Raw genomic sequence first — 26,978 nt, forward strand, 5'->3', positions numbered from 1 at the left:
TGTCGATGCCTGTCGATGACCGGTCCGGCGGGCGGGACCACGGCACGGAGGGTGCGGGTCAGCCCTTCCAGAGGGCGAGCATCATCGCCTCGACGGCGATCCGTGGCTTGACGTTCGCCTCGATAGCCGCCCGGCAGGCGAGCACGGCCTCCAGCCGGCGCAGCGACCCCTCGGCGTCCCACTTCTGTGCCCCGGCGCCGGCCAGCACGGCGGTGTCGGTGTGCACCGGGGCGACCGGAGCGCGCAGCGCCATGGTGAGCGCGTCCCGGTAGAAACCGGCCAGGTCGACCAGCGCCCGGTCCAGCGCGTCCCGTTGAGCCCGGGTGGCCCGCGACTTCTGCCGCTTCTCCAGCTCCTTGAGCTGCCCGGCGGCGCCCCGCATCGCGCCGGCCGCGCCCCGGCCGGTGCCGCCGGCGCCGAGCGCGGTCTCCAGCGCCGCCCGTTCGGTCGCGTCGGCCTCGGTGACCGACGCCTCGGCCTCCGCCTCGGCCGCCTCGATCAGTGCGGACGCCGCGTCGAACGCCGCGCCGACGCCGGTCAGCCGGCGAGGCACCGCGAGCACCGCCTCGCGCCGCTGGCGGGCCTCCGGGTCGCGGGCCAGCCGGCGGGCCCGACCCACGTGCCCCTGCGCGGCCGCCGCCGCCCACTGCGCCACGTCGGGGGCGATGCCGTCCCGACGGACCAACACCTCGGCCACCGCCGTGGCCGGCGGCTGCCGCAGGGGTACGACGCGACAGCGCGACCGGATGGTCACCGAGATGTCGTCCGGGTGGGTGGAGGGGGCGCAGAGCAGGAACACGGTACGCGGTGGGGGCTCCTCGATCGCCTTGAGCAGCGCGTTGCCAGCCGCCTCGGTGAGCCGGTCGGCGTCCTCGATGATCACCACCTGCCAGCGCCCGCCGGACGGGGTGCTGGCCGCGCGGAGCACCAGCGCGCGCATCTCGCCGACGCCGATGGAGAGCCCCTCCGGCACCACCATCCGGACGTCGGCGTGGGTGCCGCCCATCGTGGTGTGGCAGCCGGGGCACTCGCCGCAGCCGGTGCCGTGGACGCACTGCAGGGCGGCGGCGAAGGCGCGGGCGGCGACCGAGCGGCCGGAGCCGGGCGGCCCGGTGAAGATCCAGGCGTGGGTCATCCCGGCGCTCGGGTCGACCCGGGCCGGTGCACCGGCCCCGCCGTCCGTGCCGGCCGGGCCGGCGGCGATCAGCGCGGGCGAACGGTCGGCCGCGCCCACGCGCAGCACGGCCGCCGCCGCGGCGGCGGCCCGGCGCAGCTCGGTCACCGCCTCGTCCTGACCGACCAGGTCGGCGAAGACCTCCGGCATCAGGTTCGATGCTCCATCGTCACCAGCTCCGCGTCGGATAACTCCGGCTGCACCGAGGTGTCCGGACCCTGCGCCGGCCTGGGGTGCACGATGCCGCCCGGATTTCCGAGCATCTCCTCGACGCGTCGGACCACCTGCCGGGTGATCTCCTCGGCCGGTCGGGACCCGTCGAGCACCAGGTAGCGCTTCGGGTCGGCGGCGGCCAGGTCGAGGAAGGCGTACCGGACACGCTCGTGGAACGCGATCGACTCGGCCTCCAGCCGGTCGACGCCCGCGCTGCGCGATGCCACCCGGGACAGGCCGGTCTGCGGCTCGACGTCCAGCAGCACCACCAGGTCGGGCTTGAGCCCGCCGGTGGCCCAGGAGGAGAGCCAGGAGACCTCGTCGACCGGGAGTGTCCGCCCCGCGCCCTGGTACGCCAGGGACGAGTCGACGTACCGGTCGCTGATCACCACGCCGCCACGGACCAGCGCGGGTCGCACCACGGCGGCCACGTGGTGCGCCCGGTCGGCGGCGTAGAGCAGCGCCTCGGCGCGCGGCGAGGGCGCCTCGTCGCCGGAGGTGTCCAGCACCAGCGACCGGATTCGTTGACCGACCCCGGTCGCCCCCGGCTCGCGGGTGACCACGACGTCGCGCCCCTGGCCGCGCAGCCGCTCGGCGAGCGCGGCGAGCTGGGTGGACTTGCCGGCGCCCTCACCGCCCTCGAAGACCACGAAGAGCCCGGCGGAGACGAACGGCTCGGCCGGCATCAGCGGGCGACCCCGGATGGAGCCCCAGAGGTCGGCGAGGACCGGGACGCCCTTCTTGTCGTCCATCTGACCGAACGCGCTGATCCCGGCGAAGATGCCGGCGACCCCGGCGGCGAGCAGCAGCAGCCGGGTCGACGAGATGGACAGGCCCAGGTCGGCGATCTCCAGCTTGCGCGAGCCACCGACACCGGCGAGCAGGCTGCTCAGCGCGATGGCCAGGATCAGCACCAGCCGGGTGCCGATCTGCACGACGGCGAAGACCCGGCCGCGCACCTCGTCCCTGATCTCGCCGCCGAGCAGCGTGGTGCCGGCCAGGAAGGCCATCCCGGCGCCGGCGCCGACCAGCACCGCGCCGACGATCGCCATGGACAGGTGGATGGCGAAGGCGAGGGTCATCACGGCGGCGCTGGCCAGCACGATGCTCATGCCGAACCAGCGGCGCCGGGACATCTCCTTGACGATCATCGGGCCGAGCCCGATGCCGAGTGCCAGGCCGACGAAGATGGCACCGAAGAGCAGCGAGAACGCGGCGTCACCGGCACCCAGCGAGCTGGCGAAGAACTTCGCGGTGCCGATGACGATGCCGCCCCCGGCGAACGCGCCCAGGATGCCGAGGACCAGCCCACGCACCAGCGGGGTCTGGCCGATGAACTGCCAGCCCTCCTTGAACTGGCGCAGCATGCTCTGCTCGTGGCGGTCGCCCTCGGCAGTCTGCCCCTGGCTGATCTCCCTGATGCCGAACGCGACGACCAGGGCGGTGGCCAGCCGGGACAGGGAGTTGAACCAGAGGGCCAGTTGGGCCGGCTCGGCCCAGTCCGGGAAGTTGCCGCCGGTCACGCCCCGGACGCTGCGGTCCAGACCGGCGCTGACCAGCGCGGCGAGCACCGGGGTCAGGCCGTACGTGGTGATCAGCGTGAGCTGGTTGGCCGCCTCCAGCCGGGCGCGCGGGATCAGGTTGGGGACCGCGGCCTCCTTGGCCGGGATCCAGATCAGGGTGATCGACTCGATCAGGAAGGTGGCGATGGTCGCCCACAGGACCACCACCGCGCCGCTGGCGCCGGCAAGCGCCACCATCGGGATGGACGCGAACAGGACGAACCGGAGCAGGTCGCAGATGACCATCGTCCAGCGTCTGTCGAACCGGTCGGCGAGGACGCCGGCGATCGGTCCGAGCACCAGTGCGGGCAGCAGCCGGATGGCGATGACGCCACCGAAGACCGCGCCCTGGGCAGTGCTGCCCTGCACCTGGGAGGCGGCGAAGACCGAGGTGGCCAGCAGGCCGAGCCAGTCACCGAAGGAGGCCGCGCCGAGCACGATCCAGAGCCGGCGGAACGGCCGGATGCGCAGCACTGACCGGATGGCGGCGTAGCCGGATGAATCGACCTGGCTGCCGCCGGACTGGTTGGCGGCGTTGCCCGGCTGGCCTCCGGAGCGCGACACGCCGTGCGACTCGCCGCTGTTCTGGCTTTCGATGGCCGTACCTCCACGTGCCGGCCCATCGCTGGGCATTCCCGGTGGAACACTCTAGACCCGGTGGGGAGCCATCCCACTCGCGACATTCTCCTGCTCGCTGAGCCTAGGCCGCCGAAGGCACCAACCGCAGCCCGGGTTATACGCGAGGGTGTTTCGCATTTGCCGTCAGACAGATTAGCGTGCACACGTGGTCATCGAAAGCGACAAACTTCGCGAGCGCCTGGATCGGGCGACCGCCCACCTCGACCCGCCGTACGCGGTGGTGGATCTCACCGCCTTCGACGCCAACTCGGCCGCCCTGGCCGACCGCGCCGCCGGCAAACCGGTCCGACTGGCCAGCAAGTCGGTCCGCAGCCGGGAGCTGATCAGCCGGGCGCTCGCCCGGCCCGGTTGGCGGGGCGTGATGGCGTTCACCCTGCCCGAGGCGATCTGGCTGGTCCGGGTGGGGGTGAGCGACGACGTGCTGGTCGCGTACCCCAGCGCGGACCGCTCGGCGCTCGCCGAGGTGGCAGCCGACCCGGCGCTGGCCGCCGCGATCACCCTGATGATCGACGGCAGCGGGCAGCTCGATCTCATCGACGCCGTGCGAGCCCCCGGGCAGCGCGCCGAGCTGCGGCTCTGCCTTGACCTGGACGCCTCCTGGCGACCGCTGCGCGGGCGGGTGCACGTCGGCGTCCGCCGCTCACCGGTGCACAGCGCCCGAGCGGCCGGCGCGCTCGCCGCCACCGTCGCCGGCCGCGCCGGCTTCCGGCTGGTCGGCCTCATGTCGTACGAGGCGCAGATCGCCGGCCTGGGCGACGCGCCGCCGGGGCAGGCGCTGCTGGCCGGCGTGATCCGGCTGGCCCAGCGCGGGTCGTACCGCGAGTTGCTGGCCCGCCGGAGCGCGGCGGTGGCCGCGGTCCGTCAGCACGCCGACCTGGAGTTCGTCAACGGTGGCGGCACCGGCAGCGTGGCCGCGACCAGCGCCGATCCCGCGGTCACCGAGGTCACCGCGGGATCGGGCCTGTACGGGCCGACGCTGTTCGACGCCTACCGTGCCTGGCGGCCCACCCCGGCGGCGTTCTTCGCCTGCGCGGTGGTGCGTCGGCCGACGCCGGAGCTGGCGACCGTGCTCGGCGGCGGCTGGATCGCCTCCGGCCCGGCCGCCGACAGCCGACTGCCCCGACCGTGGTTGCCGGCCGGCCTGAAGCTGGTCGGCACCGAGGGGGCCGGTGAGGTCCAGACCCCGCTGGCCGGCGCGGCGGCGGCAACCCTGGCCATCGGCGACCGGGTGTGGTTCCGACACGCCAAAGCCGGTGAGCTGTGCGAACGGGTCAATGAGCTGCACCTGGTCGACGGGGACGCGATCGTGGCGACCGTGCCCACCTACCGGGGTGAGGGGCAGGCGTTCCTCTGACGCCACCCCCGCTGCCCGGTCCGCCCACCCGGCGGGCCGGGTCAGGCTGGTTGGGCGACCGCGGCCTGCTGCTCGGCGGTCGACCGCGCGCTCTCCGGGCCGTCGACCTGGCGGTGCAGGTACTCCCGGATCAGCGCCTTGGCCTCGAGCAGCACCCGCTCGTCGCCGTCGGACCTCCGGCGGAACGCGAGCTTGATCAGCGCGTCGGCCGCCTCCACCGCGATCTCGAGGACGAAGCGGAGCTTCGGGACGTCGGTCAGCCCGAAACGCTCGGTGAGCACCCGCGCCAACTGGTCGGCGATCACGCCGTTGTTGTCGCGCTGCTCATCGAGCAGGTGCAGGTCGACCACGTCGCCGAAGTGCAGGGTACGGAAGCCGGGGACGGTGCGGTGCATCGTGATGTACTCATCGATCCCCGCGTCGACGCCGTCCCACCAGTGGGTCATCTCGTCCGAGGCGAACCGCTCGTCGAGCCGCTGGAGGTAGGACTCCATCGTGCGCAGGGTCAATGCCTGCACGATCGCCCGCTTGTCCGGGAAGAACTGGTAGACCGACCCGATCGCCACCTCGGCGCGCTCGGCGAGCAGGGTCGTGGTCAGCCCTTCGTACCCCACCTCGTCGACGAGTTCGGCGCAGGCGTCCAACATGCGCTGTACCCGCGCGACACTTCGACCCTGCACCGGTACGCGGCGCAGCGGCCCGGTCGTGGCGGCTGGTGTGGACACTCGGCGCCACCCCCCTTCGACGGATGAACATATCTCCACGTCACGAGTCCGTGACTACCGGTACAACGAGCGGACCGCAATTGCGGTATTTACCAGCTACAACGTTCCTGATATGAAGTCACTTCATATTCATTTTCGAGGAGCGAGCATGGTCGGCACCGCACCGCTCACCGCCCGCTGGTCCAACTGGGCCGGTAACCAGCGTGGCAGCGCCAGCGCAATCCTCCGCCCCGGCTCGCCGGCTGACGTCGCCGAGGCCGTCCGGGCCGCCGCCGCCTCCGGCGGCCGGATCCGGGTGGCCGGCAGCGGCCACTCATTCACCGCCATCGCGCTCGCCGACGACCGGCGGATGGAGCTGTCCGAGCTCGACACCATGGTCAGCGTCGACCTCGAGCACAGGCTCGTCACCGTACCGGCAGGGATGACCCTGCACGCCCTCAACGGCCTGCTCGCCCGACACCGCCTCGCCCTGCCCAATCTCGGCGACATCGACGCGCAGACGGTCGCCGGGGCGATCTCCACGGGCACCCACGGCACCGGCGCCGGATTTGGCTGCCTGTCCACCTTCGTCGAGGCGATCACCCTGGTCACCGGCACCGGGGAGGTGCTGCGCTGCTCCGCCGACGAGAACCCGGACGTCTTCGCCGCCGCGCGGGTGTCGCTCGGCGCGCTCGGTGTGCTCGTCGAGGTGACCCTGAGCTGCGTGGACGCCTTCGTGCTGCACGCCCACGAACGCCCGGCCGCGCTGGCCGACGTGCTCGACGAACTGCCGGCACTGATCGACGGCCACGACCACGTCGAGTTCTACTGGTTCCCCTACACCGAACGGGTCCAGGTCAAGACCAACGACCGGGTACCCGCAAACGACCGGCCGCTGCCCCGATGGCGCGGCTGGCTGGACGACGACTTCCTGGCCAACACCGTCTTCGCCGGCGCCTGCCGGCTCGGCCGGGCTGTGCCGACGCTGGCACCGAGGATCAGCGCCGTCTCCGCCCGCGCGCTCACCGAACGCCGGTACACCGGCCGCTCCGATCGGGTGTTCTGCACCCCGCGCCGGGTCCGCTTCCTGGAGATGGAGTACGGCCTCCCCCGCGAGGCGCTACCCGAGGCGCTGGCGGCACTCCAGCGGATCGTGGACGGGCTGCCGTTCAAGGTGCTCTTCCCGGTGGAGGTGCGGTTCACCGCCGCCGACGACATCTGGCTGTCGCACGGCTACGGCCGAGACTCCGCGTACATTGCCGTGCACCAGTACGTCGGCATGCCGTACGAGCCGTACTTCCGGGCCTTCGAGGAGGTGGCCGCCGGACTGGGCGGCCGGCCGCACTGGGGCAAGCTGCACTACCGCGACGCCGCCTCGCTGGCCACCGCCTACCCGCGCTTCGCCGACTTCCTGGCCGTCCGCGACCGCCTGGACCCCGACCGCGTCTTCACCAACGCCCACATCGACCGCGTCCTCTGTGGCGGCGCTCAGCCGCCCGACGCCACCACCTGATCCGGGCCGGCGCCGAGGGACCGGACGTAGCCGAGCACCCGCTGGTACGCCGCCCGGTAGTCGCCCCGCAGACCCGGCGGGGTGGCCGGGTCGGCCAGCGCTGCGGTCAGGTCGACCAGCCGGAGGGCCGGTGCCAGGTCGGTCCAGGTTGGCAGCGCCTCCATCCGGGTCACCGTCCAGCGCCCCGGGGCGGTCTCGGTGAAGGTCGCTCGCGCCATCACACCCTCGCGGTTGTCGTCGATCGGCTCCGCGTGCCGGGCCAGTTCGTTGCCCATGCCGAAGACCACCCACTTGTCGCCGAAGCGCTGGAACGGCTGCACCGCGTGGGCGTGGTGGCCCAGGATGAGGTCCACGTCGGGCGAAGAGATCAACTGCTGTGCCCAGGCCCGCTGGTCGGCGTCCGGCAGGTGCTGGTACTCCGTACCCCAGTGCAGGCTGAGCACGACGATGTCGGCGCCGGCGGCGCGCGCCTCGTGGGCGGCGGCGAGGATCTCTGGCGGATCGATCAGGTTGGCCAGCCACGGCTGGCCCGGGGGGCGGCTCAGCCCGTTGAAGTTCAGGCTGTACGCCAGGTGGGCGACGCGGACGTCGCCGACCTGGTAGATCCGGGGCGTGGCCGCCTCGGCGGCGCTGCGGGCGCTGCCGGTGTGCCCCAGCCCGGCGACTTCGAGCGCGCGGACCGTCCGGGCCACCCCGTCGGCGCCCTGGTCGAGGGTGTGGTTGGAGGCGGTCGAGCAGCCGTCGAACCCGGCACCGCGCAGCCCCTCGAGCACCTGCGGGGGCGCGTTGAACGACGGATAGCCGGCGAACGGGCCGGCGGGATCGGCCAGTGGCGTTTCGAGGTGGCACAGCGCCAGGTCGGCGCCGCCGACGGCTGGGGCGATCCCGGCGAACATCGGGGCGAAGTCCAGGCGGCCGGCCCGGGCGCCGTCCCGACGCGCCTGGTCGGTCACAGCGGGATGAACCAGAACGTCACCCGCGGCGACGAGTCGCACGGTCCGCCGATTGGCGGCATCCCGGGTCGGCCCGGTGGACGACCCCGGGGCGACGGTCTGCGGGGCAGCCTGTGACGCGGTGGCCCCGGCCGGCGCGGAGCTCTCGGCATCCATCGCCCAGGAGCCGACCGCGGCCACGGCAAGCAGCAACGCTCCCGCCGACGCGCTGACGAGTAAACGGCGACGCGTGGCAGTGGTGGCGAACATCCCCTCACGTTAGGGAACCTCCACCAAACCCTCGTACCAAATAGAACATTTCATCCATTAGGGACAGGGGTCGGTGACCGTCACTCCTCGGCGGGCCTGGCGGCGGCCTTCTTCGGGGCCGCCTTCCTGGCAGTGGTCGCCTTGGCGGTGGTGGTCTTCTTCGCGGCGGTGGACTTGCTGGCAGCGGCCGTCTTCTTGGCCGCCGTGGCCTTCTTCGCCGGAGCCTTCTTCGCCGCCGCCTTCTTCTTCGGCGCCGGACCCTTGGCCCGCTTCTCGGCCAGCATCTCCGAGGCTTCCTCGATGGTCAGCGCCTCCGGGGTCTGCCCACGCCGCAGCGACGCGTTGAACTCCCCGTCGGTGACGTACGGGCCGAACCGGCCGTCCTTGATCACCATCGGCTTCTCGGTCAGCGGGTCGACGCCCATCTCGCGCAGCGGCGGCGCCGCGGCCCGCCGTCCACGGGCCTTCGGGGCGGCCAGCAGCGCCAGCGCCTCGTCCAGGCCGACCGTGAACATCTGCTCCTCGGACTCCAGCGACCGGAACTCCTCGCCCCGCTTGACGTACGGGCCGTAGCGGCCGTTGTTGGCGAACACCTCGACCCCGTCGGGCGCGACGCCGACCAGCCGGGGCAGGCTGAGCAGCTTGAGCGCCTCCTCAAGGGTCAGCGAATCCGGCGTCTGCGAGCGCAGCAGCGAGGACTTCCGCTCGCCGCTGGACACGTACGGGCCGAACCGGCCGGACTTGAGCACGATCGGCTCGCCGGTGCCCGGGTCGTCGCCGAGCTTGCGCTCGCCGCTGCCACCGAGGAACAGCTCGTGCACCTTCTCCGGGGTCAGCTCGTCGGGGGCCAGCCCCTCGGGGATCGGCGCCCGGTCACCCTGGGTGCCACCCTCCTCACCCTCGGCCGGTGCCGCCGGCTCGCCGCCGGGCAGCTCCCGCTGGAGGTACGGCCCGTACCGGCCCACCCGGACCACGACCTCCCGGCCGTCGTCGTCGGTGAAGAGCGGGATGGAGTTGACGCTGCGTGCGTCGATGTCGCTGAGGTTCTCGGTGACCAGCTTCTTGAGCCCGCCGGAGCGGGCGATGCCCTGGTCGCCGGCACCGTTGGCGCCGCCGAAGTAGAACGCGGTGAGGAAGTCGACGGCGGCGTGGCCGCCGCCGGCGATCTCGTCCAGCTCGTTCTCCATCGTGGCGGTGAAGTCGTAGTCGATGAGGCGCGGGTAGTGCCGCTCCATCAGGCCGATCACCGCGAAGGCCAGGAAGGTCGGGATCATCGCCTGGCCGCGCTTGGTGACGTACCCCCGGTCCTGGATCGTCTGCATGATCGACGCGTACGTGGACGGCCGGCCGATGCCCAGCTCTTCCAGTGCCTTGACCAGCGACGCCTCCGTGTAGCGCGACGGCGGCTGGGTGTGGTGGCCCTGCGCGGCGAGTTCGTCGGCGGTCAGCGGCTGGTCCTTGACCAGGGTGGGCAGGCGGCGCTCGGCGTCCTCGGCCTCGGCGGTCTCGTCGTCGCTCGACTCGACGTACGCGCGCAGGAAGCCCGGGTCGGTGATGGTCTTGCCGGTGGCGCCGAAGTCGGCCTCCTCCTGGGAGGTGGAGACCGCGCGGATGCGCACCGAGACGCTGGAGCCGACCGCGTCGGTCATCTGCGAGGCGATGGTGCGGCGCCAGATCAGCTCGTAGAGCTTGAACTCCTCGGCGGACAGCTCCTTGGCCACCTCGCCCGGGGTGCGGAAGTTGTCCCCCGCCGGGCGGATCGCCTCGTGCGCCTCCTGCGCGTTCTTCACCTTGCCGGTGTAGCGGCGGGGCTCCGGCGGCACGCTGCGCTCGCCGTACAGCTCGACGATCTGCCGGCGGGCCGCCGAGATGGCGGTCTCCGACAGGTTCACCGAGTCGGTACGCATATAGGTGATGTAGCCGTTCTCGTACAGGCGCTGCGCGGTGCGCATCGTCTGCTGCGACGACAGGCGCAGCTTGCGGGCCGCCTCCTGCTGGAGCGTCGAGGTGATGAACGGCGCGTACGGGCGGCGGCGGTAGGGCTTCTCCTCGACCCGGGTGACGGTGAACGGCCGTCCCTCGAGCCGGGCCGCCAGCCCACGGGCGCCGCCCTCGTCCAGGTGCACGACGCCGGCCCCGGGCTTCACTCGACCGGTGGTCGGCTCGAAATCCTTACCGGTGGCGATCCGGTCGCCGTTCAACGCGATGAGGGTGGCGTTGAACGCGCGCGGCCCCTCACCGACGTTCGCCACGGCGAGAGTGGCCAGAATGTCCCAGTATTCAGCGGTGCGGAAGGCCATCCGCTGCCGCTCCCGCTCGACCACGATCCGGGTCGCCACGGACTGCACCCGGCCGGCCGAGAGCTTCGGCATGACCTTCTTCCACAGCACCGGAGATACCTCGTAGCCGTAGAGCCGGTCGAGGATCCGCCGGGCCTCCTGCGCGTCGACAAGGTCGCGGTCGATCTCGCGGGGGTTGGCCACCGCCGCCTGGATCGCCGGCTTGGTGATCTCGTGGAAGACCATCCGCTTGACCGGCACCTTGGGCTTGAGCGTCTCCACCAGGTGCCAGGCGATCGCCTCACCCTCGCGGTCCTCATCCGTCGCCAGGAAGATCTCGTCGACCTCCTTGGCCAGCTTCACCAGCTTGCTGATCTGCTGCTTGCGGTCGGCGGAGACGACGTAGAGCGCGTGGAAGCCGTTGTCCACGTCCACCCCGAGCCGGGCCCACGCCTCACCCTTGTACTTGGCCGGCACGTCGGCGGCGTTGCGTGGCAGGTCGCGGACGTGACCGAAGCTGGCCTCCACGACGTACCCCGGGCCGAGGTAGCCCGAGATCGTCTTGGCCTTCGCCGGTGACTCGACGATGACCAGACGGGTGGTTCCAGCGTTGCTCGGCACGTCTCTCCCCGACCTCACTCCTGCTCGTGGTCTGCCGGCCCCCGGACAGCGACCGCTCTCGACCCCGCCGTCGCACCGGCGGTCCGGATGTCCAACGTAACGCGCCGTCCGCGTTTCGGGTTTCGCGGGCGGCAATCCGCTCCGGCGCGGCGGTCCACTTCCGCCCCACCGCGCTCGGCACTGCCGGACGGCGCCACCGTACACCGTGGGTAGGGCTCGAAGCGGGTCACTGTGACGATGGCGGACCCTCGGCCGAGGTCCGACCCGCCCGTTTTCCGCCCGGATCAACCCGCCGGCTGTCCGGCACCAGACAGCCGCGGCCGCCCGGGCGCCACCTCCGCCTTGAGGGGAATGACCCGGTTCGTCCCCTGGTCAGGGTCGGGTCGGCCAGGCGTCGGCCGGTGCCGCGCGCGGCGGCCCGCCGACCAGTTCGGCGAGCCGGCCCAACCGGCGCCGGCCCGTGATCCGGTACCCCGGGCCGCCCTCGTCCGGGCCGAGCAACGTGCCGGCGAGCCCGGCGGTGGCGAGCGCCGTGCCGACCGGGTCCCAGCACTCCTGGTCACCGGCGCCGAGCCGTAGCAGGAAGCTGTCGGGTGGCTCCGGCGTCCCGGCGGCGGCGAGCCACAGCCGCAGCCGCCGGCCGGTCAGGTGCAAGGTGGCCGGCGGACGTTTCGCCGGGCCGTGCAGCCACGCGACCGCGAGCGGCTTCAGGACCCGGGTGTACGAGGTACGGACGGCGTGTCGCGCGTCCCCGGTCGGCTCCCAGCTCGCCGCCAACCCGCGCAGCGCCAGCTCCGCGACCAGCACGTGCACCCGCCAGGCGGCGTCCACGTGCACCGAGAGGCGGGCGGTGCCGCCCATCCGCACCATCTCGCCCGGCCCGGCGAGCAGTCCGGCCAGGTCAGCGACCGTCGGTTCGGCCGCCTCCGCGCCGAAGAAGACCAGTTGATGTCCCGCGTCGTCGGTCTGCGCCGGCCCGGAGGACGGCCCGCTCGACCCGTGCCGGGTCGGCCCGCTCCGCCGTCGCGTCGCCTCGGAAGCCGACGGGTCGGGCTCGGGTGCCGGGAACAGCGCCGGGGGCGGCTGCGCCGCTCCGGTGTCGCCGAGCCCGCTCAGCGACACTCCGGCACCTCGTCGAAGGCTTGTTTCAGCTCCTCGGAGTTGAGCCGGCTGGTGTCCAGCGCGCTGGCGTCGTACTCCTTGTTGAGGGTGTCCACCGCGGCCCGCACGCCGTCGTAGAAGACGGTCGGCTCGCCGGTGCCCAACTTGTCGATGGTGTCGCGGGCCCGCCCGTAGGCGTCCCGCATCTTCCCCAGGGAACTGCGGAAACCGGCCGAGATGGCCTCACCGTTGTCCGTCTCCGGGATGCCGGCCTGCTCCACCTTGCGGCGCGCGGTCTCGCTGGCCTGCTCCGCCCCACCGAAGAGCCGCACCAGGTTCTCCTTGGCCTGCGCCGGCGTGGTCTGCGCGGTCATCTGCTCATCCGTGCTGCTGGTCAACTTGCTGATCTCGGAGCGCCACGGGGTGAGCGCGCCGCAGACCGTCGCCGCCCAGGCCCGTGGGCTGGGACCGCCACCGCAGCCGGCGAGGACAACGACGAGCGTGGCCAGGACCACCGTGAGCTTTCCGGCGGCAGACGCCTGGCACGTACGCATGCGTTGCAGCGTACGACCTCCGCCCAGGCGTGGCACCGGTCAGACGGCCCCGGAGGAGGAACCGACGGTCCCCGGCCGGCGTGGCACGCCGACCGGGGACCCGGTGCCGAGGATGGTCAGGCGTTGACCGTCTCCGGCCGGTGGTCCGTGCTGCCCGCACCGGTGTCGGAGTCGTCCATCGCGATGCCCTTGCGCTTGCTGAACACCACCGACGCCACGATGATCAGCGCGGCCACCACCGCGATGGCCACCCGCACGGGGGTGTTCCGGTCGTCGCCGATGCTGAACGCCACCACGGCCGGCGCGATCAACAGCGAGACCAGGTTCATCACCTTGAGCAGCGGGTTGATGGCCGGGCCGGCGGTGTCCTTGAACGGGTCACCGACGGTGTCGCCGATGACGGTCGCGGAGTGCGCCTCGGAGCCCTTGCCCCCGTACGCGCCGTCCTCCACCAGCTTCTTGGCGTTGTCCCAGGCGCCACCGGAGTTGGCCAGGAAGACCGCCATCAGCGTGCCGGCCCCGATCGCCCCGGCCAGGTAGGCCGCGAGCGCGCCGGGCCCGAGGCCGAAGCCGACCGCGATCGGCGCCAGGATGGCGAGCAGGCCGGGGGTCATCAGCTCGCGCTGCGCGTCCCGGGTGCAGATGTCCACGACCTTGCCGTACTCCGGGCGCTGGGTGCGGTCCATGATGCCGGGCAGCTCACGGAACTGCCGGCGGACCTCCATCACCACGGCACCGGCCGAGCGGGACACCGCGTTGATGGCCAGCCCGGAGAAGAGGAACACCACCGCCGCACCGATGATCAGGCCGACCAGGTTGCGCGGGTTGGCCACGTTCAGCGAGTTGAGGATCTCCGTCCCGACGTCGCCCACGCCAGCCGTCGCGTACGCGCTGCGGAGCGAGTCGGTGTACGAGCCGAACAGCGCGGTCGCGGCGAGCACCGCCGTGGCGATCGCGATGCCCTTGGTGATCGCCTTGGTGGTGTTGCCGACCGCGTCCAGCTCGGTGAGCGTCCGGGCGCCGTGCTCGTCGATGTCACCGGACATCTCGGCGATGCCCTGGGCGTTGTCGGAGATCGGCCCGAAGGTGTCCATGGCGACGATCACGCCGACCGTGGTGAGCAGGCCGGTGCCGGCCAGCGCCACCGCGAACAGCGACAGGGTGATGGAGCTGCCGCCGAGCAGGAACGCGCCGAAGACGCCGGCACCGATCAGCAGCGCCGAGTAGACCGCCGACTCCAGGCCGATGCTGATGCCGGCCAGGATCACGGTGGCCGCGCCGGTCTGCGAGCTCTTGCCGATGTCCTGCACCGGGCGCCGGTTGGTCTCGGTGAAGTAGCCGGTCAGTGCCTGGATCGCGGCGGCCAGCACGATGCCGATCACCACGGCGCCAATGGCCACCAGCCGCGGGTTGCCGCCCGCGTCGGTGAGCCCGCTGTCGAACTCGCCGAAGGTCGCCGGGAGGTACGCGTAGGCGGCGATCGCCACCAGCACCGCGGAGAGCACCGCGGAGAGGTAGAACGCCCGGTTGATCGCGGTCAGGGCGTTGCGATCGGACGCGCGCAGCCGGGTGATGAAGACGCCGACGATCGCGACCAGCACGCCGATGGTGGAGATGATCAGCGGGAAGACCAGGCCATCCTCGCCGAACGCGGCCCGACCGAGGATCAGCGCGGCGACCAGCGTCACCGCGTACGACTCGAACAGGTCGGCGGCCATGCCGGCGCAGTCACCGACGTTGTCGCCCACGTTGTCGGCGATGGTGGCGGCGTTGCGCGGGTCGTCCTCGGGGATGCCCTGCTCGACCTTGCCGACCAGGTCGGCGCCGACGTCGGCCGCCTTGGTGAAGATGCCGCCGCCGACCCGCATGAACATCGCGAGCAGCGCGGCGCCGAAGCCGAAGCCCTCCAGCACGGTCGGTGCGTCGCCCCGGTAGACCAGGACGACCAGCGCGGCGCCGAACAGGCCGAGACCGACGGTGAGGAAGCCCACCACGCCGCCGGTGCGGAAGGCGATCTTCATGGCCGCCTCGCGGCCACCCTCTCGCTCCCGGGCGGCGGAGGCCACGCGCAGGTTGGCGCGGGTGGCCAGCCACATGCCGGCACCACCGATGGACGCGCTGAACAGGGCGCCCACCACGAAGAAGAGCGAGCGGCCGAACTTCACGGCGGTCTCGCTGCCGTCGGTGTCGTGCACCGGCAGCAGGAAGAGCAGCACCACGGCGATGACAACGAAGATCGCCAGAGTGCGGAATTGGCGGAGCAGGTAGGCGGAAGCGCCCTCCTGGACCGCCCCCGAGATCTCCTGCATGTTGGTGGTGCCCTTGCCGGCTGCCAGCACCGCCTTTGTCAGGGCGGCGGCGAAGACGAGCGCCACCAGCGCGATTACCGCGGCGATGACGACGTACGTGACATTGCTTCCGGTTAGGGACAGCCCGCCGGCGTCGGCGGCCAAGGTTTCGGACATCTGTGTCCTCCTGTTACCGAACACTCGCGCCGGTGAGTGGAGACGCACCGACCGGCGCCTGAACGCGGACTCGCAAGCGCGCGCCAACCCACCCCAGCGGACCAGCGATGACCACCCATTCCCGCTGGCTGCGGGATGGATCACTTGCTGACAACCCGGGTACTGTAGCCCTCCGGAGTGTTGGAGGTCACACCGAGGTGGCACCATGTCTCGATGATCTTCGTCGCTGTGTTATGAAACGAAATCTGATATAGGGCCCGGCCCATGGCAAAAAGGCCGCACCCCGGCGGGGATGCGGCCTGTATGGAACAGAACAGAACGAACGGGTCAGCGGCCGACCGGCCACACCATCCGCACCTCGGTGCCGACGCCATCGTCGACCGGACGCACCTGAAGGTCCTCGACGAAGCCGGCGAGCAGGGCGAAACCAACTCCGGTGGTCAGCGCCTCATCGGTGAGCGACTCGTTGGCCAGCTCGTCCGGCGGCAGCGCGGCCAGCCCGATGCCGGCCTCGATCGGCGCCCGGTCCACCACCCGCACCGCGTACGACCCGGCGTCCGACATCTCCACCAGCACCGGGTCGGCCAGGCCGTACTGGCGGTGCAGGGCCACCGCCCGGGTGCACGCCTCGCCGATGGCCAGGCGCACCTCGTCCAGCAGATCCTCGCGGACCCCCGCGCGCCGGGCGACGGCGACACCGACCAGCCGGGCGGTACGTACGTGCACCGGCGCCGGGGAGAAGGAGAGCTTGACTGTCGCCATCACGCGCTGGCACCGGTCGGTTCCGCGCCTACCGCCGCGTCGACCGAGGGGTACAGCGGGAACACCTGGTCCAGCGCGGTGATCCGGAAGATCTTGAGCAGCGGCTCCTTGTCGCAGACCAGGGCGAACGAGCCACCGGCCGTGCGGAGCCGCTTGAGCGCGCCGACCAGCACGCCCAGCCCGGTCGAGTCGAGGAAGTCCACCCGACCGAGGTCGACCACCACGTGCCGGGCGCCGCCGTCGATCAGTTCGAGGAGCCGTTCGCGGAGCCGGGGCGCGGTGTAGACGTCCACCTCACCGCCGACCTCGAGCACCGTGTGCTCGCCCACGGTGCGGGTCGCCAGCGACAGCTCCATCGGTCCTCCTCGCCAGAGCCGTAAACTCTCCTGGGCATCTAACCACTACCGCTGGGCCACCCTGCGGTCACCAACGGAAGCTCCCCCTTACCCCCCGGCCCGACTTTTCATCTCCGAACACCAGTGCGAGAGTGCAGGGCGTGTCGTCCGCAGCCACCGTATCCGCAGATCCCGGCCCCGAGCCATCGCCGGTCGACCTGCTGCGCCGGCTGCGCGCCCGAAGCGCCGGTGACCCGGTCACCCACGTCGAACGGGTGCCGGCCCGCGCCGGAGTGCCCGCACCGTGGCCGCCGTGGGCGCCCGTGGAGCTGCGCGAGGCGTTCGCCCGCCGCGGCGTGGTCGCGCCCTGGCGGCACCAGGCCGAGGCGGCCACCCTGGCGTACGACGGCGGCCACGTCGTGGTCGCCACCGGCACCGCGTCCGGCAAGTCCCTGGCGTACCAGCTCCCATCGCTGGCCACGCTGCTCGCCGACCCCCGGGCCACCGTGCTGTACCTGGCGCCGACCAAGGCGCTCGCCGCCGACCAGCTGCGGGCCGTGGCCGGGCTGGAACTGGAGGGCGTACGCCCGGCCTGCTACGACGGGGACACTCCGCGCGCCGAGCGGGAGTGGATTCGCCGGCACTCCCGGTTCGTGCTGACCAACCCGGACATGCTGCACCACGGCATCCTGCCCGGGCACGCCCAGTGGTCGGGCTTCCTGCGCCGGCTGGCGTACGTGGTGATCGACGAGTGCCACACCTACCGGGGGGTGTTCGGCTCGCACGTCGCGCACGTGCTGCGCCGGCTGCGCCGGCAGTGCGCCCGGTTCGGGGCCACCCCGGTGTTCGTGCTCGCCTCGGCGACCTCCGGCGACCCGGCGACCGCGGCCGGACGGCTGACCGGCCTGCCGGTGACGGCGGTCACCGAGGACGCCTCGCCGCGCGGCGGGGTGACCTTCGCACTCTGGGAGCCGCCGCTGCTGCCACCCGACTCGTCGGCGACCTCGTCCCCGGCGCCCGCCCAGGCGGCGGGCGGGCACGACGACGTGCCGGACCTCATCCAGGTCCGCCGGTCGGCGCTGCGGGAGACCGCGGACCTGCTCGCCGACACGGTCGCCGAGGGGGTACGCACGCTCGCGTTCGTCCGGTCCCGCAAGGGCGCCGAAGTGGTGGCCGCCAGTGCGCGCCGGTCGTTGGACGAGGCGGTGCCGGGGCTCGGCAAGCGGGTGGCCGCCTACCGGGGTGGCTACCTGCGTGAGGAGCGGCGTGAGTTGGAGCGGGCGCTGCTGCACGGTGACCTGCTGGGCCTGGCCTCCACCAACGCGCTCGAACTGGGCGTGGACCTGATCGGCCTGGACGCGGTGCTGATCTGCGGGTATCCGGGCACCCGGGCGTCGCTCTGGCAGCAGGCCGGCCGCGCCGGGCGCTCCGGGCAGGAGGCCCTGGCTGTGCTGGTGGCCCGGGACGATCCACTGGACACCTATCTGGTCCACCACCCGGAGGCGATCTTCGGTGCGCCGGTGGAGGCGACGGTGCTCGACCCGGCCAACCCGTACGTGCTGGCCCCGCAGCTCGCCTGCGCCGCGGCCGAGGCCCCGCTGACCCCGGCCGACCTGACACTCTTCGGTGACGGGGCGAAGGAGGCGATCGACGAGCTGGTGACGGCCGGGGCGCTGCGGCAACGGCCCACCGGCTGGTACTGGCGGCACCGGGAGCGCCCCGAGGTGGACCTGCGCGGCCAGGGCGGCGCCCCGGTCTGCGTGGTGGAGTCGGCCACCGGCCGGCTGCTGGGCACGGTCGACGGCGGCTCCTCGCACTTCCTGCTCCACCCCGGCGCGGTCTACCTGCACCAGGGCGTCTCGTACGTGGTGGACGACCTCGACCTCGCCGACGGCTGCGCGCTGGTGCACGTGGAGGAGCCGGACTGGTCCACTCACGCCCGGGACGTCACCGACCTGTCCGTGGTGTCGGTGCGCTCCTACGTGGACGCCGGGCCGGTCGGCATGTTCCTCGGCGAGGTGGACGTGACCAGCCAGGTGGTGTCGTACCAGCGACGCCGGATCGCCACCGGTGAGGTGATCGACACCCGGCCGCTCGACCTGCCCACCCGGGAGCTGCGCACGGTGGCGGTCTGGTTCACCCTGTCGCCGCAGTCACTGGCCGCAGCCGGTGTGCAGGCCCCGGACGTGCCGGGTGCGCTGCACGCCGCCGAGCACGCCGCGATCGGCCTGCTGCCGCTGATGGCCACCTGCGACCGGTGGGACATCGGCGGGCTCTCCACGGCGGTGCACCCGGACACCGAGGCGCCGACCGTCTTCGTCTACGACGGACACCCCGGCGGCGCGGGCTTCGCCGAGCGGGCGTACGGGACAGCGTCGGCGTGGCTGCGGGCCACCCGGGACGCGATCGCGGAGTGCGGCTGCGAGACGGGTTGCCCGTCCTGCGTGCAGTCGCCGAAGTGCGGCAACGGCAACAACCCGCTCTCCAAGCCGGACGCGATCCGGGTGCTCGACGTGGTGCTGGCGAACCTGCCCGCCTGAACCACCTTGCATGATCCCGAGCCGGACGGGGCACAATGATGGGAGCGCTTCCATCGATGCCTGCCTTTTCTGCCCGTCCCGTGCCCAAGGAGGAGCCGTGGCCGACACCATCGCCGAGACCGTCGACCTGCTCTACACCATCGACCAGGAGAAACTCACCCTCGACCAGCAGATCGCGCTCGGATCCGCACTGGCCGCCCTGGCCCAGGCAGAACGGCTGGAGCAGATCAACGAGCGGCTGCAGGGCATCCACCAGGTTCTCAACGGCTGGGCGCTGCGCGTCACCGTCGACGGCCGCTGACCTCTGCAGGGACGGCCGCACGGTCACGGGTGGGAGCGCCGGGACGCGGGCCGGCGGCGGTCGCCGGGCTGTGCGAGACTCCGGCGCACAATCCCCCTGAGGAGACCAGATGCAGCTCGACAACTTGCAGACCCTGCAGCAGTTCCACATCCGCCAGCGGCTGCGGATGATGGTCAACCAGTACGAGGTCCGGGCGGTCTCGCCGGACGGCACCGAGGGTGAACTGCTGGCCTTCGCGCAGCAGAAGCGGCTCGCCTTCAAGGAGCAGGTGACGATCTACACCGACGACTCCAAGCAGCAGCCCCTGCTCGGCTTCAAGGCCCGCCAGCGCCTCGACCTGGGCGCCACGTACGACGTGACCGACGCGGCCGGCAACCCGATCGGCCTGTTCCGCAAGGACTTCGCCCAGTCGCTGCTCCGTTCCACCTGGCACGTCGAGCAGAACGGCCTGCCGCAGGTGACGGGCCAGGAGCGCAGCATGCCGGTGGCGCTGCTGCGCCGGTTCGTCGACTCGCTGTCCTGGCTGCCGTACCACTTCGACTTCACCGCCGGCGGCCAGCCCGTCTTCTCGGTCGTGAAGAAGTGGGGCCTGCGCGACAAGTACATCGTCGAGGTACAGAACCGGCAGATCGACCGCCGCCTGGTCATCGCCATGGCCGTCGCTCTCGACGCGCTCCAGTCCCGCTGACCCACCCCGGCTCACCGAGCCACCCATCTTCTCGCCCGCTGGCCGGGACACGGGCCCGTCGGCCCACGTCCCGGCCAGCCGGCTGTCGGGCCGCCTGCTGTTCTGCGGCGCCTCTCGACCTGATGTCGTAGACGCATCGCGGCTGATGCCGTCGATGGGTGCGGGCCGCGCATCGTTCAACCGCGCACCGGGCCCGCGCGGGCCGTTGACGCCACTACCCGGGTCAGGCCGGGCAGCGGCGTGATCGCCACCTGGACGGTCACCAGCACATCCAGCCCGTCGGTACGACAGTCGACCAGCCGGCCACCGTTGCGACCAGCGATGTCCGCAGCGGACGCACACGCCGCCGCGTCGCCGTCGAGCGCCCTGGCCGCCCCGGCCAGCGCACCCAGGTCGGCCGCCACCGCCGCCCGTTGCGCCGCCATTCCGGCCGCGGCGACGGCGGCGCCGAATGTCCCCACCAGCACGAACACCAGACCCATCGCGAGCAGGAGCACGGTTGCCCCGCCTCGCTCAGCCTCCGTCCGCTCCGCATCGGGCGTGTGCCCGGGCGGGTATGCAGTCTCCGTCCGCTCCGCGTCGGGCCTGTCCCCGGGCGGGCATGCAGTCTCCGTCCGCTCGGCGTCGAGCCTCTCCCGGTGCGGACATTCGGTTTCCGGTGGCTCGGTGTGCGGTCGCTCGGTTTCCGGTGGCTCGGTGTGCGGTCGCTCGGGGTGCGGTCGTTCATGGCGGAGGTGCGCCCGGCCCGGCCCGGTCTGCTGCTTCGGCATGCCTGGGCATTGGTTCATCGGCTGCCCTCGGTGGCCCCGGGTTCCACGGCCGCGACGGCGGTAGCGACCACGGTGATCCGCGGGAGGCGACCGCCCAACGCGCGTACGGGCGCCCGGACCGTCGCCTGCGCCCGGTCGCCGTCGACCGACACCGACACCTCCGCCCCCGGCGGCGCCGCGCGCAGGCCGCCGGCACTGCCGTCCGCGCCCCGGGCGGCGGCCAGCGCCGCCTCCCGGGCCGCGTGCAGGCAACTCGCCCGGGTGCTGACCGCGTTGACCGCGGCCAGGCCGGTGAGCAGGAGCAGGAGCAGCGCCGGCAGGCCGGCCGCCAGTTCGGCGGTGAAGGACCCCCGGTCCCCACCGGCTGCCCGGTCGACGAAGCGGAATCTCCGTCCGCCGCCGGCCGCCCACCCGGTGGTGCCGGACCCCCGACAGCGGCCGGTCTGCCGGCGCCCGATCACTTGAGCGCCCGGTCGATCACGGCGGTCAACGCCGACTGGACGTTGCCGGAGGTCAACACCTTCAACAGGATCCCCGCGAAGGCGACGGCGGCGAGAGTGCCGACGGCGTACTCGGCGGTGTTCATCCCGGCGTCGCCGTGCAGGCGGGCCATGAACCAGTCGTTGCACACGACGGTCATCGGGCCCACCGGCAAGCCGGTGGAGATGCAGATCCGCACGTACGCGATGCACCGCACCGCCGAGTTCGGCATCGCCGCGCACTGGAAGTACAAGGAGCACAAGGGCACCCAGATCGTCGGCCCGCCGGCGCACATCGACGAGATGACCTGGCTGCGGCAACTGCTGGACTGGCAGCGCGAGGCGGCCGACCCGAGCGAGTTCCTGGACGCGCTGCGCTTCGACCTGTCCAGCCAGGAGGTGTACGTCTTCACCCCGAAGGGTGACGTCATCCCCCTGCCGACCGGGTCGACGCCGGTAGACTTCGCGTACGCGGTGCACACCGAAGTCGGGCACAAATGCATCGGGACGCGGGTCAACGGCAAGCTGGTGCCCCTGGAATCCACGCTCTCCAACGGCGACGTGATCCAGATCGTCACCTCGAAGTCCGACACGGCCGGCCCGACCCAGGACTGGCTCGGCTTCGTCAAGAGCCCACGTGCCCGCACCAAGATCCGGCAGTACTTCAACAAGGAGCGCCGCGAGGAGGCGATCGAGGCCGGCAAGGACGGAATCGTCAAGGCCATGCGCAAGCAGGGCATGCCCCTGCAACGGATGCTCACCTCCGACGCGCTGATGTCGATCGCCCGGGACCTGCACCTAGCCGACGTGGCCTCGCTCTACGCGGCGGTCGGCGACAACCAGGTCTCCGCGCAGTCGGTGGTGCAGAAGCTGATGACCACCTACGGCGGCGAGGAGGGCGCGGCGGAGGACATCGCCGAGACCACCGTCGCCACCGAGCCGCCGCGCAACCGGGCCTCCAGTCACGACCCGGGTGTCGTGGTCCGCGGGGTCAGCGACGTCTGGATCAAGCTGGCCCGCTGCTGCACCCCCGTTCCGCCGGATTCGGTCTTCGGCTTCGTCACCCGGTCCGGCGGGGTCAGCGTGCACCGGGACAACTGCCCCAACGCCGAGGACCTCAAGGCCCAGCCCGAGCGGCTTCGCGAGGTGACCTGGAAACTCACCTCCTCGTCAAACTTCGTGGTGGCGATTCAGGTCGAGGCCCTCGACCGGCGCGGGCTACTTGTCGATACCGCGCGGGTGCTGTTCGACGAGCAGGTCAATGTCCTCTCCGCCACCGTCACCATCACCCGCGACCGGGTGGCAGTGAGCCGATTCAGCTTTGAGATCGCCGACCCAAAGCACCTGGGGCACCTGCTGGCCGCGGTCCGCAGGATCGACGGCGTCTTCGACGCCTACCGAACAACCGCATAGTTAGGCTGACCGGTGCCGGACTACGGGGCTACGCCGTCGGGGGATCGTAGGACTGGGGCGAATAGGGACGTAGCGAATACCGCCCGCCACCAAGGGCCCGGCCGGACATGTCGGTGTACGACGTGCCGCTGCTGCTCGGCGAGGAGGAGGGCTATTTCGGCGAGTCGTAGCAGGCCTGCGGTCGCGGGGCGACTCTCGCCAATCGCGAGGTGCAGGATCGCCTGGCATGACGCCGGCCACCTGGCCTGGCGACCCGCCCGCGTAGGCTGTCCTCCGGGGCCGTGGCGGCTCGCCCCGCATGACAGGGTGGCCGAGAAGGTGTGACGTTGAGCGACAACTTGGAGCAGTTAGGTCCAACAGGCTTCCAAGACCTTGCGGCCAGCCTAGCGGTCGCTTCCTTCGGGCCAGGTGTCCAGGTGATGGGCGCGGGCCGGGACGGCGGGCGGGACCTGTACCACCGGGGTTCGCTCATCTGGAAGCCGACGGAGGATCAGCCTGCCGAGGTGTGGGAGGGATACACCGTCCTGCAGGTGAAGCACCGGGCGACCCCCTCCGCCAACCACCAGGAGAACGCGGCCTGGCTGTGGGGGCAGGTCCGCGGCGAGCTCGATGACTGGGCCAACCCCTACGGAGATCGCAATCCGGTTCCCGACTTCCTGATCATCATCACGAACGTGATGCTCACGCCGTTCCCCCAGGTCGGCGGCCATGATCTTCTCAACGACAACATCAAGAGCTACCTAGAGCGCCTTGCCGACAAAACTCGGGAGGTCGACCCCGAAGCCGCAGAGGAGCGGAGGGCGCGCCTGGCCAGGCTGAAGCGCATCAAGAAGGTGCGTATCTGGGATGGCAACCAGATCCAGGCCTTGCTCAAGGTGCACCCGGGCATCCGCAACGCGTTTCCGGGGTTCCTCACCGCCGGCGACGTCTTCGCCGCGTTGGCACAGTTCACCGACACCATACCGCTGAAGGACCTCGAAGAAGGGCTCCGGGAGCACGCCAAGACCACGCTCATGGGCGAGGGTTTCATCTACTTCGACGAGGCGGGCAGCGGTGACGGCCAGGGGATCCCCGTCCACGACGTCGCCATCGACCTGCCCATCACCTTCGCCGCCGGCACGCGGCGTACGAGCGTAGTGAAGTACGTGCTCGACCGCGCCGAACATGTCCTCGCTCCCGGCGTCACCACCCAGGAGGCGCCCCGGCACATGATCGTCACCGGCGCGCCCGGCAACGGCAAGACGACGATCTCCAAGTTCCTCGTCCAGATGTTCCGCGCGGCCATGCTCGAACGCGCCGAAGACCTCAGCGACGGGCACCGCGACGTCATCAAGGGCACCGCGGCAGCCCTGAAGCGCTTCGGCCGTGAGCTGCCGAAGAACCGCCGCTGGCCGATGCGCATCGACCTGGCCTTGTACGCCCAGGAAGGAGGGCTCAGCGACGACTCGACTCTGCTGCGGTGGATCGCCCACAAGGTTTCGCGCCGCTCCGACATGGGAGAGGTGAAGCCGTGGGCGCTGAGAACCTGGATGCAGAGGTGGCCCTGGCTGCTCGTCCCGGACGGCTTGGACGAAGTCACCGAACCGGCTGTGCGCAAGCGCCTGATCGAGCGAGTCACCGAGTTCGTCAACATCGCTGAGGCCGACAAATGCGACGTGCTGGTTGTCCTCACCACTCGCCCGGTCGGTTACACCGAGAACATCGCGCCCGCGCACTTCGAGCGGATCGACCTGGACTTCCTCGAACTCGCCGAGGCCGTCCGCTACGGCGAGCTTGCGACGAAGGTCCGCCTCCGCACGGACCTCGATCGCATCGAAAGAGTGCTCACACGCCTGCAGAAGGCCGCGGACGACGAGGCGCTGCAACACCTGCTGCGGACCCCGCTCCAAGTCTTGATCTTGACCATCATCATCGATGGCGCCGGACAGCTGGCCCCGAGCCGGCTGGCTCGGGTGGTGGCGAAATGCACTCGGCCCGGGCGCCTGATCCGGCCGTGCCGCGGCGGTTCACTGGCTGGGTCGCCAGCGTCGAGCCGGCCAGGGCATCGCCAGACGTCGACGTTGCGTTCGGCTAGTCCCATCAGTATCTGCGGCGAGATCTGCGGCGAGGTGAGCACTCATGTGTGGTGGACGACGCGGTGCGACGGCGCCGCTGCGGCCGCGTCCAGTCGGGTTGCCGCCAGGATTGACGCAGGAGGTCAGAGTGTCAGGATAATTTTTCCTTTGGTACGGCCGGTTTGGCCGATCTCGTGGGCCTTGGCGACCTGTTCGAGGGGCAGTACTGTGTCCACCTCGACGCGGAGCTGCCCCGTGCCGACCAGGTTGGCGAGGGACGTGAGCCCGGCAGCGTCCGGCTCGACGATCATGAATCGGGCGCGTTTGCCCTGCCGGGCTGCCTCCTCCTCCAGGTACGTCTCGGCCGGCGAGGCGAGGGCGACCAGGATGCCGCCCGGGCGCAGGGTCCGCAGCGAGCGCGGCCCGTACTCGCCGCCGATCGAGTCCATGACCACGTCGAGGTCGTGGAGGCGCTCGGCGAAGTCCGTCGTCGTGTAGTCGATGACCTCGTCGGCACCTAACCCACGGACGAACGCGTGCTTGGCGGCGCTCGCGGTGCCGATCACGTGTGCGCCGCGCGCCTTGGCGATCTGCACGGCGAGGTGGCCGACGCCGCCCGCGGCCGCGTGAACCAGTACGCGCTGGCCCGGCTGGACGTCGGCGACATCGACCAGGGCCTGCCACGCGGTGAGCCCGGCGAGCCCCAGACCGGCCGCCTCGACGTGGGACAGCCCGGCGGGCTTGCGAGCGAGGTGCCGCGACGGTGCCGTGACGTACTCTGCGTAGGTGCCGGCCGCCCGCGGTAGCAGTGGCATGCCGAAGACCTCGTCACCGGGCCGGAACAGCGCGGCGCCGACACCGACGGCCTCGACCACGCCGGACAGGTCCCAGCCCAGCCGCACCGGTCGGCCGAGCAGGCCGCCGGTTGCGCGGTGCCAGAGGTCGGTCGGGTTGACCCCGACCGCGTGGACCCGGACGAGTACCTCCGCCGGGCCGGGCTCGGGGCGGTCGACCTCCATCAGCTTGAGGACCTCGGGGCCGCCGAACCGGTCCTGTTCGATCGCACGCATCGCATGCCTTTCTGTCCATCTTCGGTGTGTGCGATCCACCCTGCCGGAGCGGCGTTCGATGGTTCGAGTGGCCAGATCGCCAATATGTGGAAGGATCTGGCCATGCATCGCGTGGTCGTCTTGGCGCTCGACGGCGTGTACCCGTTTGAGCTGAGCATTCCGGTCCGCATCTTCGGTACCGCTGTCGGTCCCGACGGTGAGCCGCTGTACGAGGTCGTCACCTGCAGCGTCGACGGCGAACCAGTCGCCACCAGCGCGGACTTCACCGTGGCCGTCCAGCACGGCCCTGAGGTGATCGACACGGCCGACACACTGGTGTTGCCGCCCTTCGTGTGCGATCCGATCGGCGACCAGGACTGGCTGCCTGAGCCGGTCGCGGCGGCGCTGCGCCGGCTGCGGCCGGATGCGAGGATCGTGTCCATCTGCACAGCCTCGTACGTGCTGGCCGCCGCCGGGCTGCTTGACGGCCGGCCTGCCACCACGCACTGGAACAATGCGGAGCATTTCCAGCGTACGTTTCCGAATGTGAAGGTCGATGCCGACGTGCTGTTCATCGACGACGGACAGGTGCTCACCGCGGCCGGCGTGGCGTCCGGCGTGGACCTGTGTCTGCACCTCGTGCGCCGCGACCACGGCAGCGCCGTCGCCAACCGGGTGGCACGGCTGTGCGTCGTGCCGCCGTGGCGCGAGGGCGGCCAGGCGCAGTTCATCGACCGCCCGGTGCCCGAGCCGGCGACCACGACCACGTCCGAGACCCGGCAGTGGGCACTCGGACAGGTGCACCGGCCGATCACCCTCGCCGAGCTGGCCCGGCACGCCCGCATGAGCGTACGCACGTTCTCGCGCCGCTTCCGCGCCGAGGTCGGCATGACACCAGTGCAGTGGCTCGCGCGGCAGCGGGTCGAACACGCCCGCCGTCTGCTGGAGACCACCGACCTGCCGGTCGACCGGGTCGCCGCCGAGGCCGGCTTCGGCACCGCCGCGTCGCTGCGTCAGCACCTGACCGGCGCGATCGGGGTCTCGCCGACGGCGTACCGGCAGACCTTCCGCACCATGGTGTCGACGGCCCGCGCGTCGTGACGTCCGCTTCTGCCGCTGACCGTGCGTCCGGCACCGCCCTGTCGTGTCGAGAACAGTGCGTCCGATCTTGAGACGTGCAAAGACGTGCAAAGCTTCGTGGGTGAC

19 protein-coding genes and 2 pseudogenes are annotated in these 26,978 nt (G+C 71.6%); 7 read left to right on the forward strand and 14 right to left on the reverse strand.

From position 1 onward, the window contains the following. Positions 1-58: 58 nt before the first annotated feature. Entirely contained in the window at positions 59-1,324 is a 1,266-nt protein-coding gene (locus ACWD5O_RS10920) for a DNA polymerase III subunit delta' (RefSeq protein WP_354964359.1), read from the reverse strand. Beyond that, positions 1,324-3,582 carry a dTMP kinase gene (gene tmk / locus ACWD5O_RS10925; RefSeq protein ID WP_449935604.1) on the reverse strand — a complete coding sequence of 753 codons (2,259 nt, stop codon included), beginning with the start codon at positions 3,580-3,582 and terminating at the stop codon, positions 1,324-1,326. The genes ACWD5O_RS10920 and tmk overlap by 1 nt, the downstream gene beginning before the upstream one ends. 151 nt (positions 3,583-3,733) lie before the next feature. Here tmk and ACWD5O_RS10930 point away from each other — a divergent pair, with 151 nt between their 5' ends. Then, on the forward strand, positions 3,734-4,942 hold the full coding sequence (locus ACWD5O_RS10930; RefSeq protein WP_450085141.1) for an amino acid deaminase/aldolase: 1,209 nt from the start codon (positions 3,734-3,736) through the stop codon (positions 4,940-4,942). A gap of 41 nt (positions 4,943-4,983) precedes the next feature. Here ACWD5O_RS10930 and ACWD5O_RS10935 read toward each other — a convergent pair whose 3' ends face one another. Beyond that, positions 4,984-5,589: a TetR family transcriptional regulator gene (locus tag ACWD5O_RS10935; RefSeq protein WP_450085153.1), complete on the reverse strand. Its 606-nt coding sequence runs from the start codon at positions 5,587-5,589 to the stop codon at positions 4,984-4,986. Positions 5,590-5,815: 226 nt separating this feature from the next. On the opposite strand from ACWD5O_RS10935, the gene ACWD5O_RS10940 reads away from it, so the two are divergent. Continuing rightward, positions 5,816-7,159 carry a D-arabinono-1,4-lactone oxidase gene (locus tag ACWD5O_RS10940; RefSeq protein WP_450085142.1) on the forward strand — a complete coding sequence of 448 codons (1,344 nt, stop codon included), beginning with the start codon at positions 5,816-5,818 and terminating at the stop codon, positions 7,157-7,159. On the opposite strand, the gene ACWD5O_RS10945 is transcribed toward ACWD5O_RS10940, so the two are convergent. The 7 genes from ACWD5O_RS10945 to ACWD5O_RS10975 form a co-directional block, all read right to left on the reverse strand. Further along, a complete protein-coding gene (locus ACWD5O_RS10945) occupies positions 7,135-8,361 on the reverse strand; it encodes a CapA family protein (RefSeq protein ID WP_354964355.1) in 1,227 nt (408 codons plus the stop codon). The genes ACWD5O_RS10940 and ACWD5O_RS10945 overlap by 25 nt on opposite strands. A gap of 80 nt (positions 8,362-8,441) precedes the next feature. Beyond that, on the reverse strand, positions 8,442-11,261 hold the full coding sequence (topA, locus tag ACWD5O_RS10950; protein WP_387322855.1) for a type I DNA topoisomerase: 2,820 nt from the start codon (positions 11,259-11,261) through the stop codon (positions 8,442-8,444). Between the two features lie 372 nt (positions 11,262-11,633). Further along, complete coding sequence (locus ACWD5O_RS10955; RefSeq protein ID WP_354964353.1) at positions 11,634-12,383, reverse strand: hypothetical protein; 750 nt, start codon at positions 12,381-12,383, stop codon at positions 11,634-11,636. Continuing rightward, positions 12,374-12,916, reverse strand: a complete 543-nt coding sequence (locus tag ACWD5O_RS10960) for a nucleoside/nucleotide kinase family protein (RefSeq protein WP_354964352.1) — start codon at positions 12,914-12,916, stop codon at positions 12,374-12,376. The genes ACWD5O_RS10955 and ACWD5O_RS10960 overlap by 10 nt, the downstream gene beginning before the upstream one ends. A 116-nt stretch (positions 12,917-13,032) precedes the next feature. Next, complete coding sequence (locus ACWD5O_RS10965) at positions 13,033-15,381, reverse strand: sodium-translocating pyrophosphatase (protein ID WP_450085143.1); 2,349 nt, start codon at positions 15,379-15,381, stop codon at positions 13,033-13,035. Between the two features lie 327 nt (positions 15,382-15,708). After that, entirely contained in the window at positions 15,709-16,146 is a 438-nt protein-coding gene (locus ACWD5O_RS10970; protein ID WP_354964350.1) for an ATP-binding protein, read from the reverse strand. Beyond that, positions 16,143-16,499, reverse strand: a complete 357-nt coding sequence (locus ACWD5O_RS10975) for an STAS domain-containing protein (RefSeq protein WP_354964349.1) — start codon at positions 16,497-16,499, stop codon at positions 16,143-16,145. Before ACWD5O_RS10975 ends, ACWD5O_RS10970 begins: the two co-directional genes overlap by 4 nt. 140 nt (positions 16,500-16,639) lie before the next feature. On the opposite strand from ACWD5O_RS10975, the gene ACWD5O_RS10980 reads away from it, so the two are divergent. From ACWD5O_RS10980 to ACWD5O_RS10990, 3 genes are all read left to right on the forward strand, one after another. After that, positions 16,640-19,018 (forward strand): DEAD/DEAH box helicase, encoded by a 2,379-nt coding sequence (locus tag ACWD5O_RS10980; protein ID WP_354964348.1) that lies wholly within the window; start codon positions 16,640-16,642, stop codon positions 19,016-19,018. Between the two features lie 97 nt (positions 19,019-19,115). Next, positions 19,116-19,319 carry a hypothetical protein gene (locus tag ACWD5O_RS10985; RefSeq protein WP_354964347.1) on the forward strand — a complete coding sequence of 68 codons (204 nt, stop codon included), beginning with the start codon at positions 19,116-19,118 and terminating at the stop codon, positions 19,317-19,319. Between the two features lie 109 nt (positions 19,320-19,428). After that, positions 19,429-20,007, forward strand: a complete 579-nt coding sequence (locus ACWD5O_RS10990; RefSeq protein ID WP_450085144.1) for a hypothetical protein — start codon at positions 19,429-19,431, stop codon at positions 20,005-20,007. A 176-nt stretch (positions 20,008-20,183) separates the two neighbouring features. On the opposite strand, the pseudogene ACWD5O_RS10995 reads toward ACWD5O_RS10990, so the two are convergent. The 3 genes and pseudogenes from ACWD5O_RS10995 to ACWD5O_RS11005 form a co-directional block, all read right to left on the reverse strand. Continuing rightward, a pseudogene (locus tag ACWD5O_RS10995) lies at positions 20,184-20,594 on the reverse strand (Rv3654c family TadE-like protein); the annotation flags it as partial. A gap of 197 nt (positions 20,595-20,791) precedes the next feature. Continuing rightward, entirely contained in the window at positions 20,792-21,109 is a 318-nt protein-coding gene (locus ACWD5O_RS11000; RefSeq protein ID WP_354964621.1) for a TadE family type IV pilus minor pilin, read from the reverse strand. Between the two features lie 125 nt (positions 21,110-21,234). Next, entirely contained in the window at positions 21,235-21,390 is a 156-nt protein-coding gene (locus ACWD5O_RS11005) for a DUF4244 domain-containing protein (RefSeq protein WP_354964345.1), read from the reverse strand. Here ACWD5O_RS11005 and ACWD5O_RS11010 point away from each other — a divergent pair. After that, positions 21,389-22,669 (forward strand): annotated as a pseudogene (locus ACWD5O_RS11010) (RelA/SpoT family protein); the annotation flags it as partial. The gene ACWD5O_RS11005 and the pseudogene ACWD5O_RS11010 sit on opposite strands and share 2 nt — an antisense overlap. Before the next feature lie 2,197 nt (positions 22,670-24,866). Here the strand turns inward: ACWD5O_RS11010 and ACWD5O_RS11015 are convergent. Continuing rightward, a complete protein-coding gene (locus ACWD5O_RS11015) occupies positions 24,867-25,793 on the reverse strand; it encodes an NADP-dependent oxidoreductase (RefSeq protein ID WP_450085145.1) in 927 nt (308 codons plus the stop codon). Here ACWD5O_RS11015 and ACWD5O_RS11020 point away from each other — a divergent pair. Continuing rightward, positions 25,689-26,873: a GlxA family transcriptional regulator gene (locus ACWD5O_RS11020; protein ID WP_450085146.1), complete on the forward strand. Its 1,185-nt coding sequence runs from the start codon at positions 25,689-25,691 to the stop codon at positions 26,871-26,873. The two genes, ACWD5O_RS11015 and ACWD5O_RS11020, sit on opposite strands and share 105 nt — an antisense overlap. Positions 26,874-26,978 lie beyond the last annotated feature (105 nt).

Source organism: Micromonospora sp. NPDC005161 (assembly GCF_053599855.1).

Coding starts and splice junctions, on each gene's coding strand:
- ACWD5O_RS11015 (WP_450085145.1), bottom strand. CDS start 25,793: ATGCGTGCGATCGAACAGGACCGGTTCGGCGGCCCCGAGGTCCTCAAG.
- ACWD5O_RS11005 (WP_354964345.1), bottom strand. CDS start 21,390: ATGGCCCGCCTGCACGGCGACGCCGGGATGAACACCGCCGAGTACGCC.
- tmk (WP_449935604.1), bottom strand. CDS start 3,582: ATGCCCAGCGATGGGCCGGCACGTGGAGGTACGGCCATCGAAAGCCAG.
- ACWD5O_RS10935 (WP_450085153.1), bottom strand. CDS start 5,589: ATGTTGGACGCCTGCGCCGAACTCGTCGACGAGGTGGGGTACGAAGGG.
- ACWD5O_RS10975 (WP_354964349.1), bottom strand. CDS start 16,499: ATGGAGCTGTCGCTGGCGACCCGCACCGTGGGCGAGCACACGGTGCTC.
- ACWD5O_RS10965 (WP_450085143.1), bottom strand. CDS start 15,381: ATGTCCGAAACCTTGGCCGCCGACGCCGGCGGGCTGTCCCTAACCGGA.
- ACWD5O_RS10940 (WP_450085142.1), top strand. CDS start 5,816: ATGGTCGGCACCGCACCGCTCACCGCCCGCTGGTCCAACTGGGCCGGT.
- ACWD5O_RS10990 (WP_450085144.1), top strand. CDS start 19,429: ATGCAGCTCGACAACTTGCAGACCCTGCAGCAGTTCCACATCCGCCAG.
- ACWD5O_RS10945 (WP_354964355.1), bottom strand. CDS start 8,361: ATGTTCGCCACCACTGCCACGCGTCGCCGTTTACTCGTCAGCGCGTCG.
- ACWD5O_RS10920 (WP_354964359.1), bottom strand. CDS start 1,324: ATGCCGGAGGTCTTCGCCGACCTGGTCGGTCAGGACGAGGCGGTGACC.
- ACWD5O_RS10960 (WP_354964352.1), bottom strand. CDS start 12,916: ATGCGTACGTGCCAGGCGTCTGCCGCCGGAAAGCTCACGGTGGTCCTG.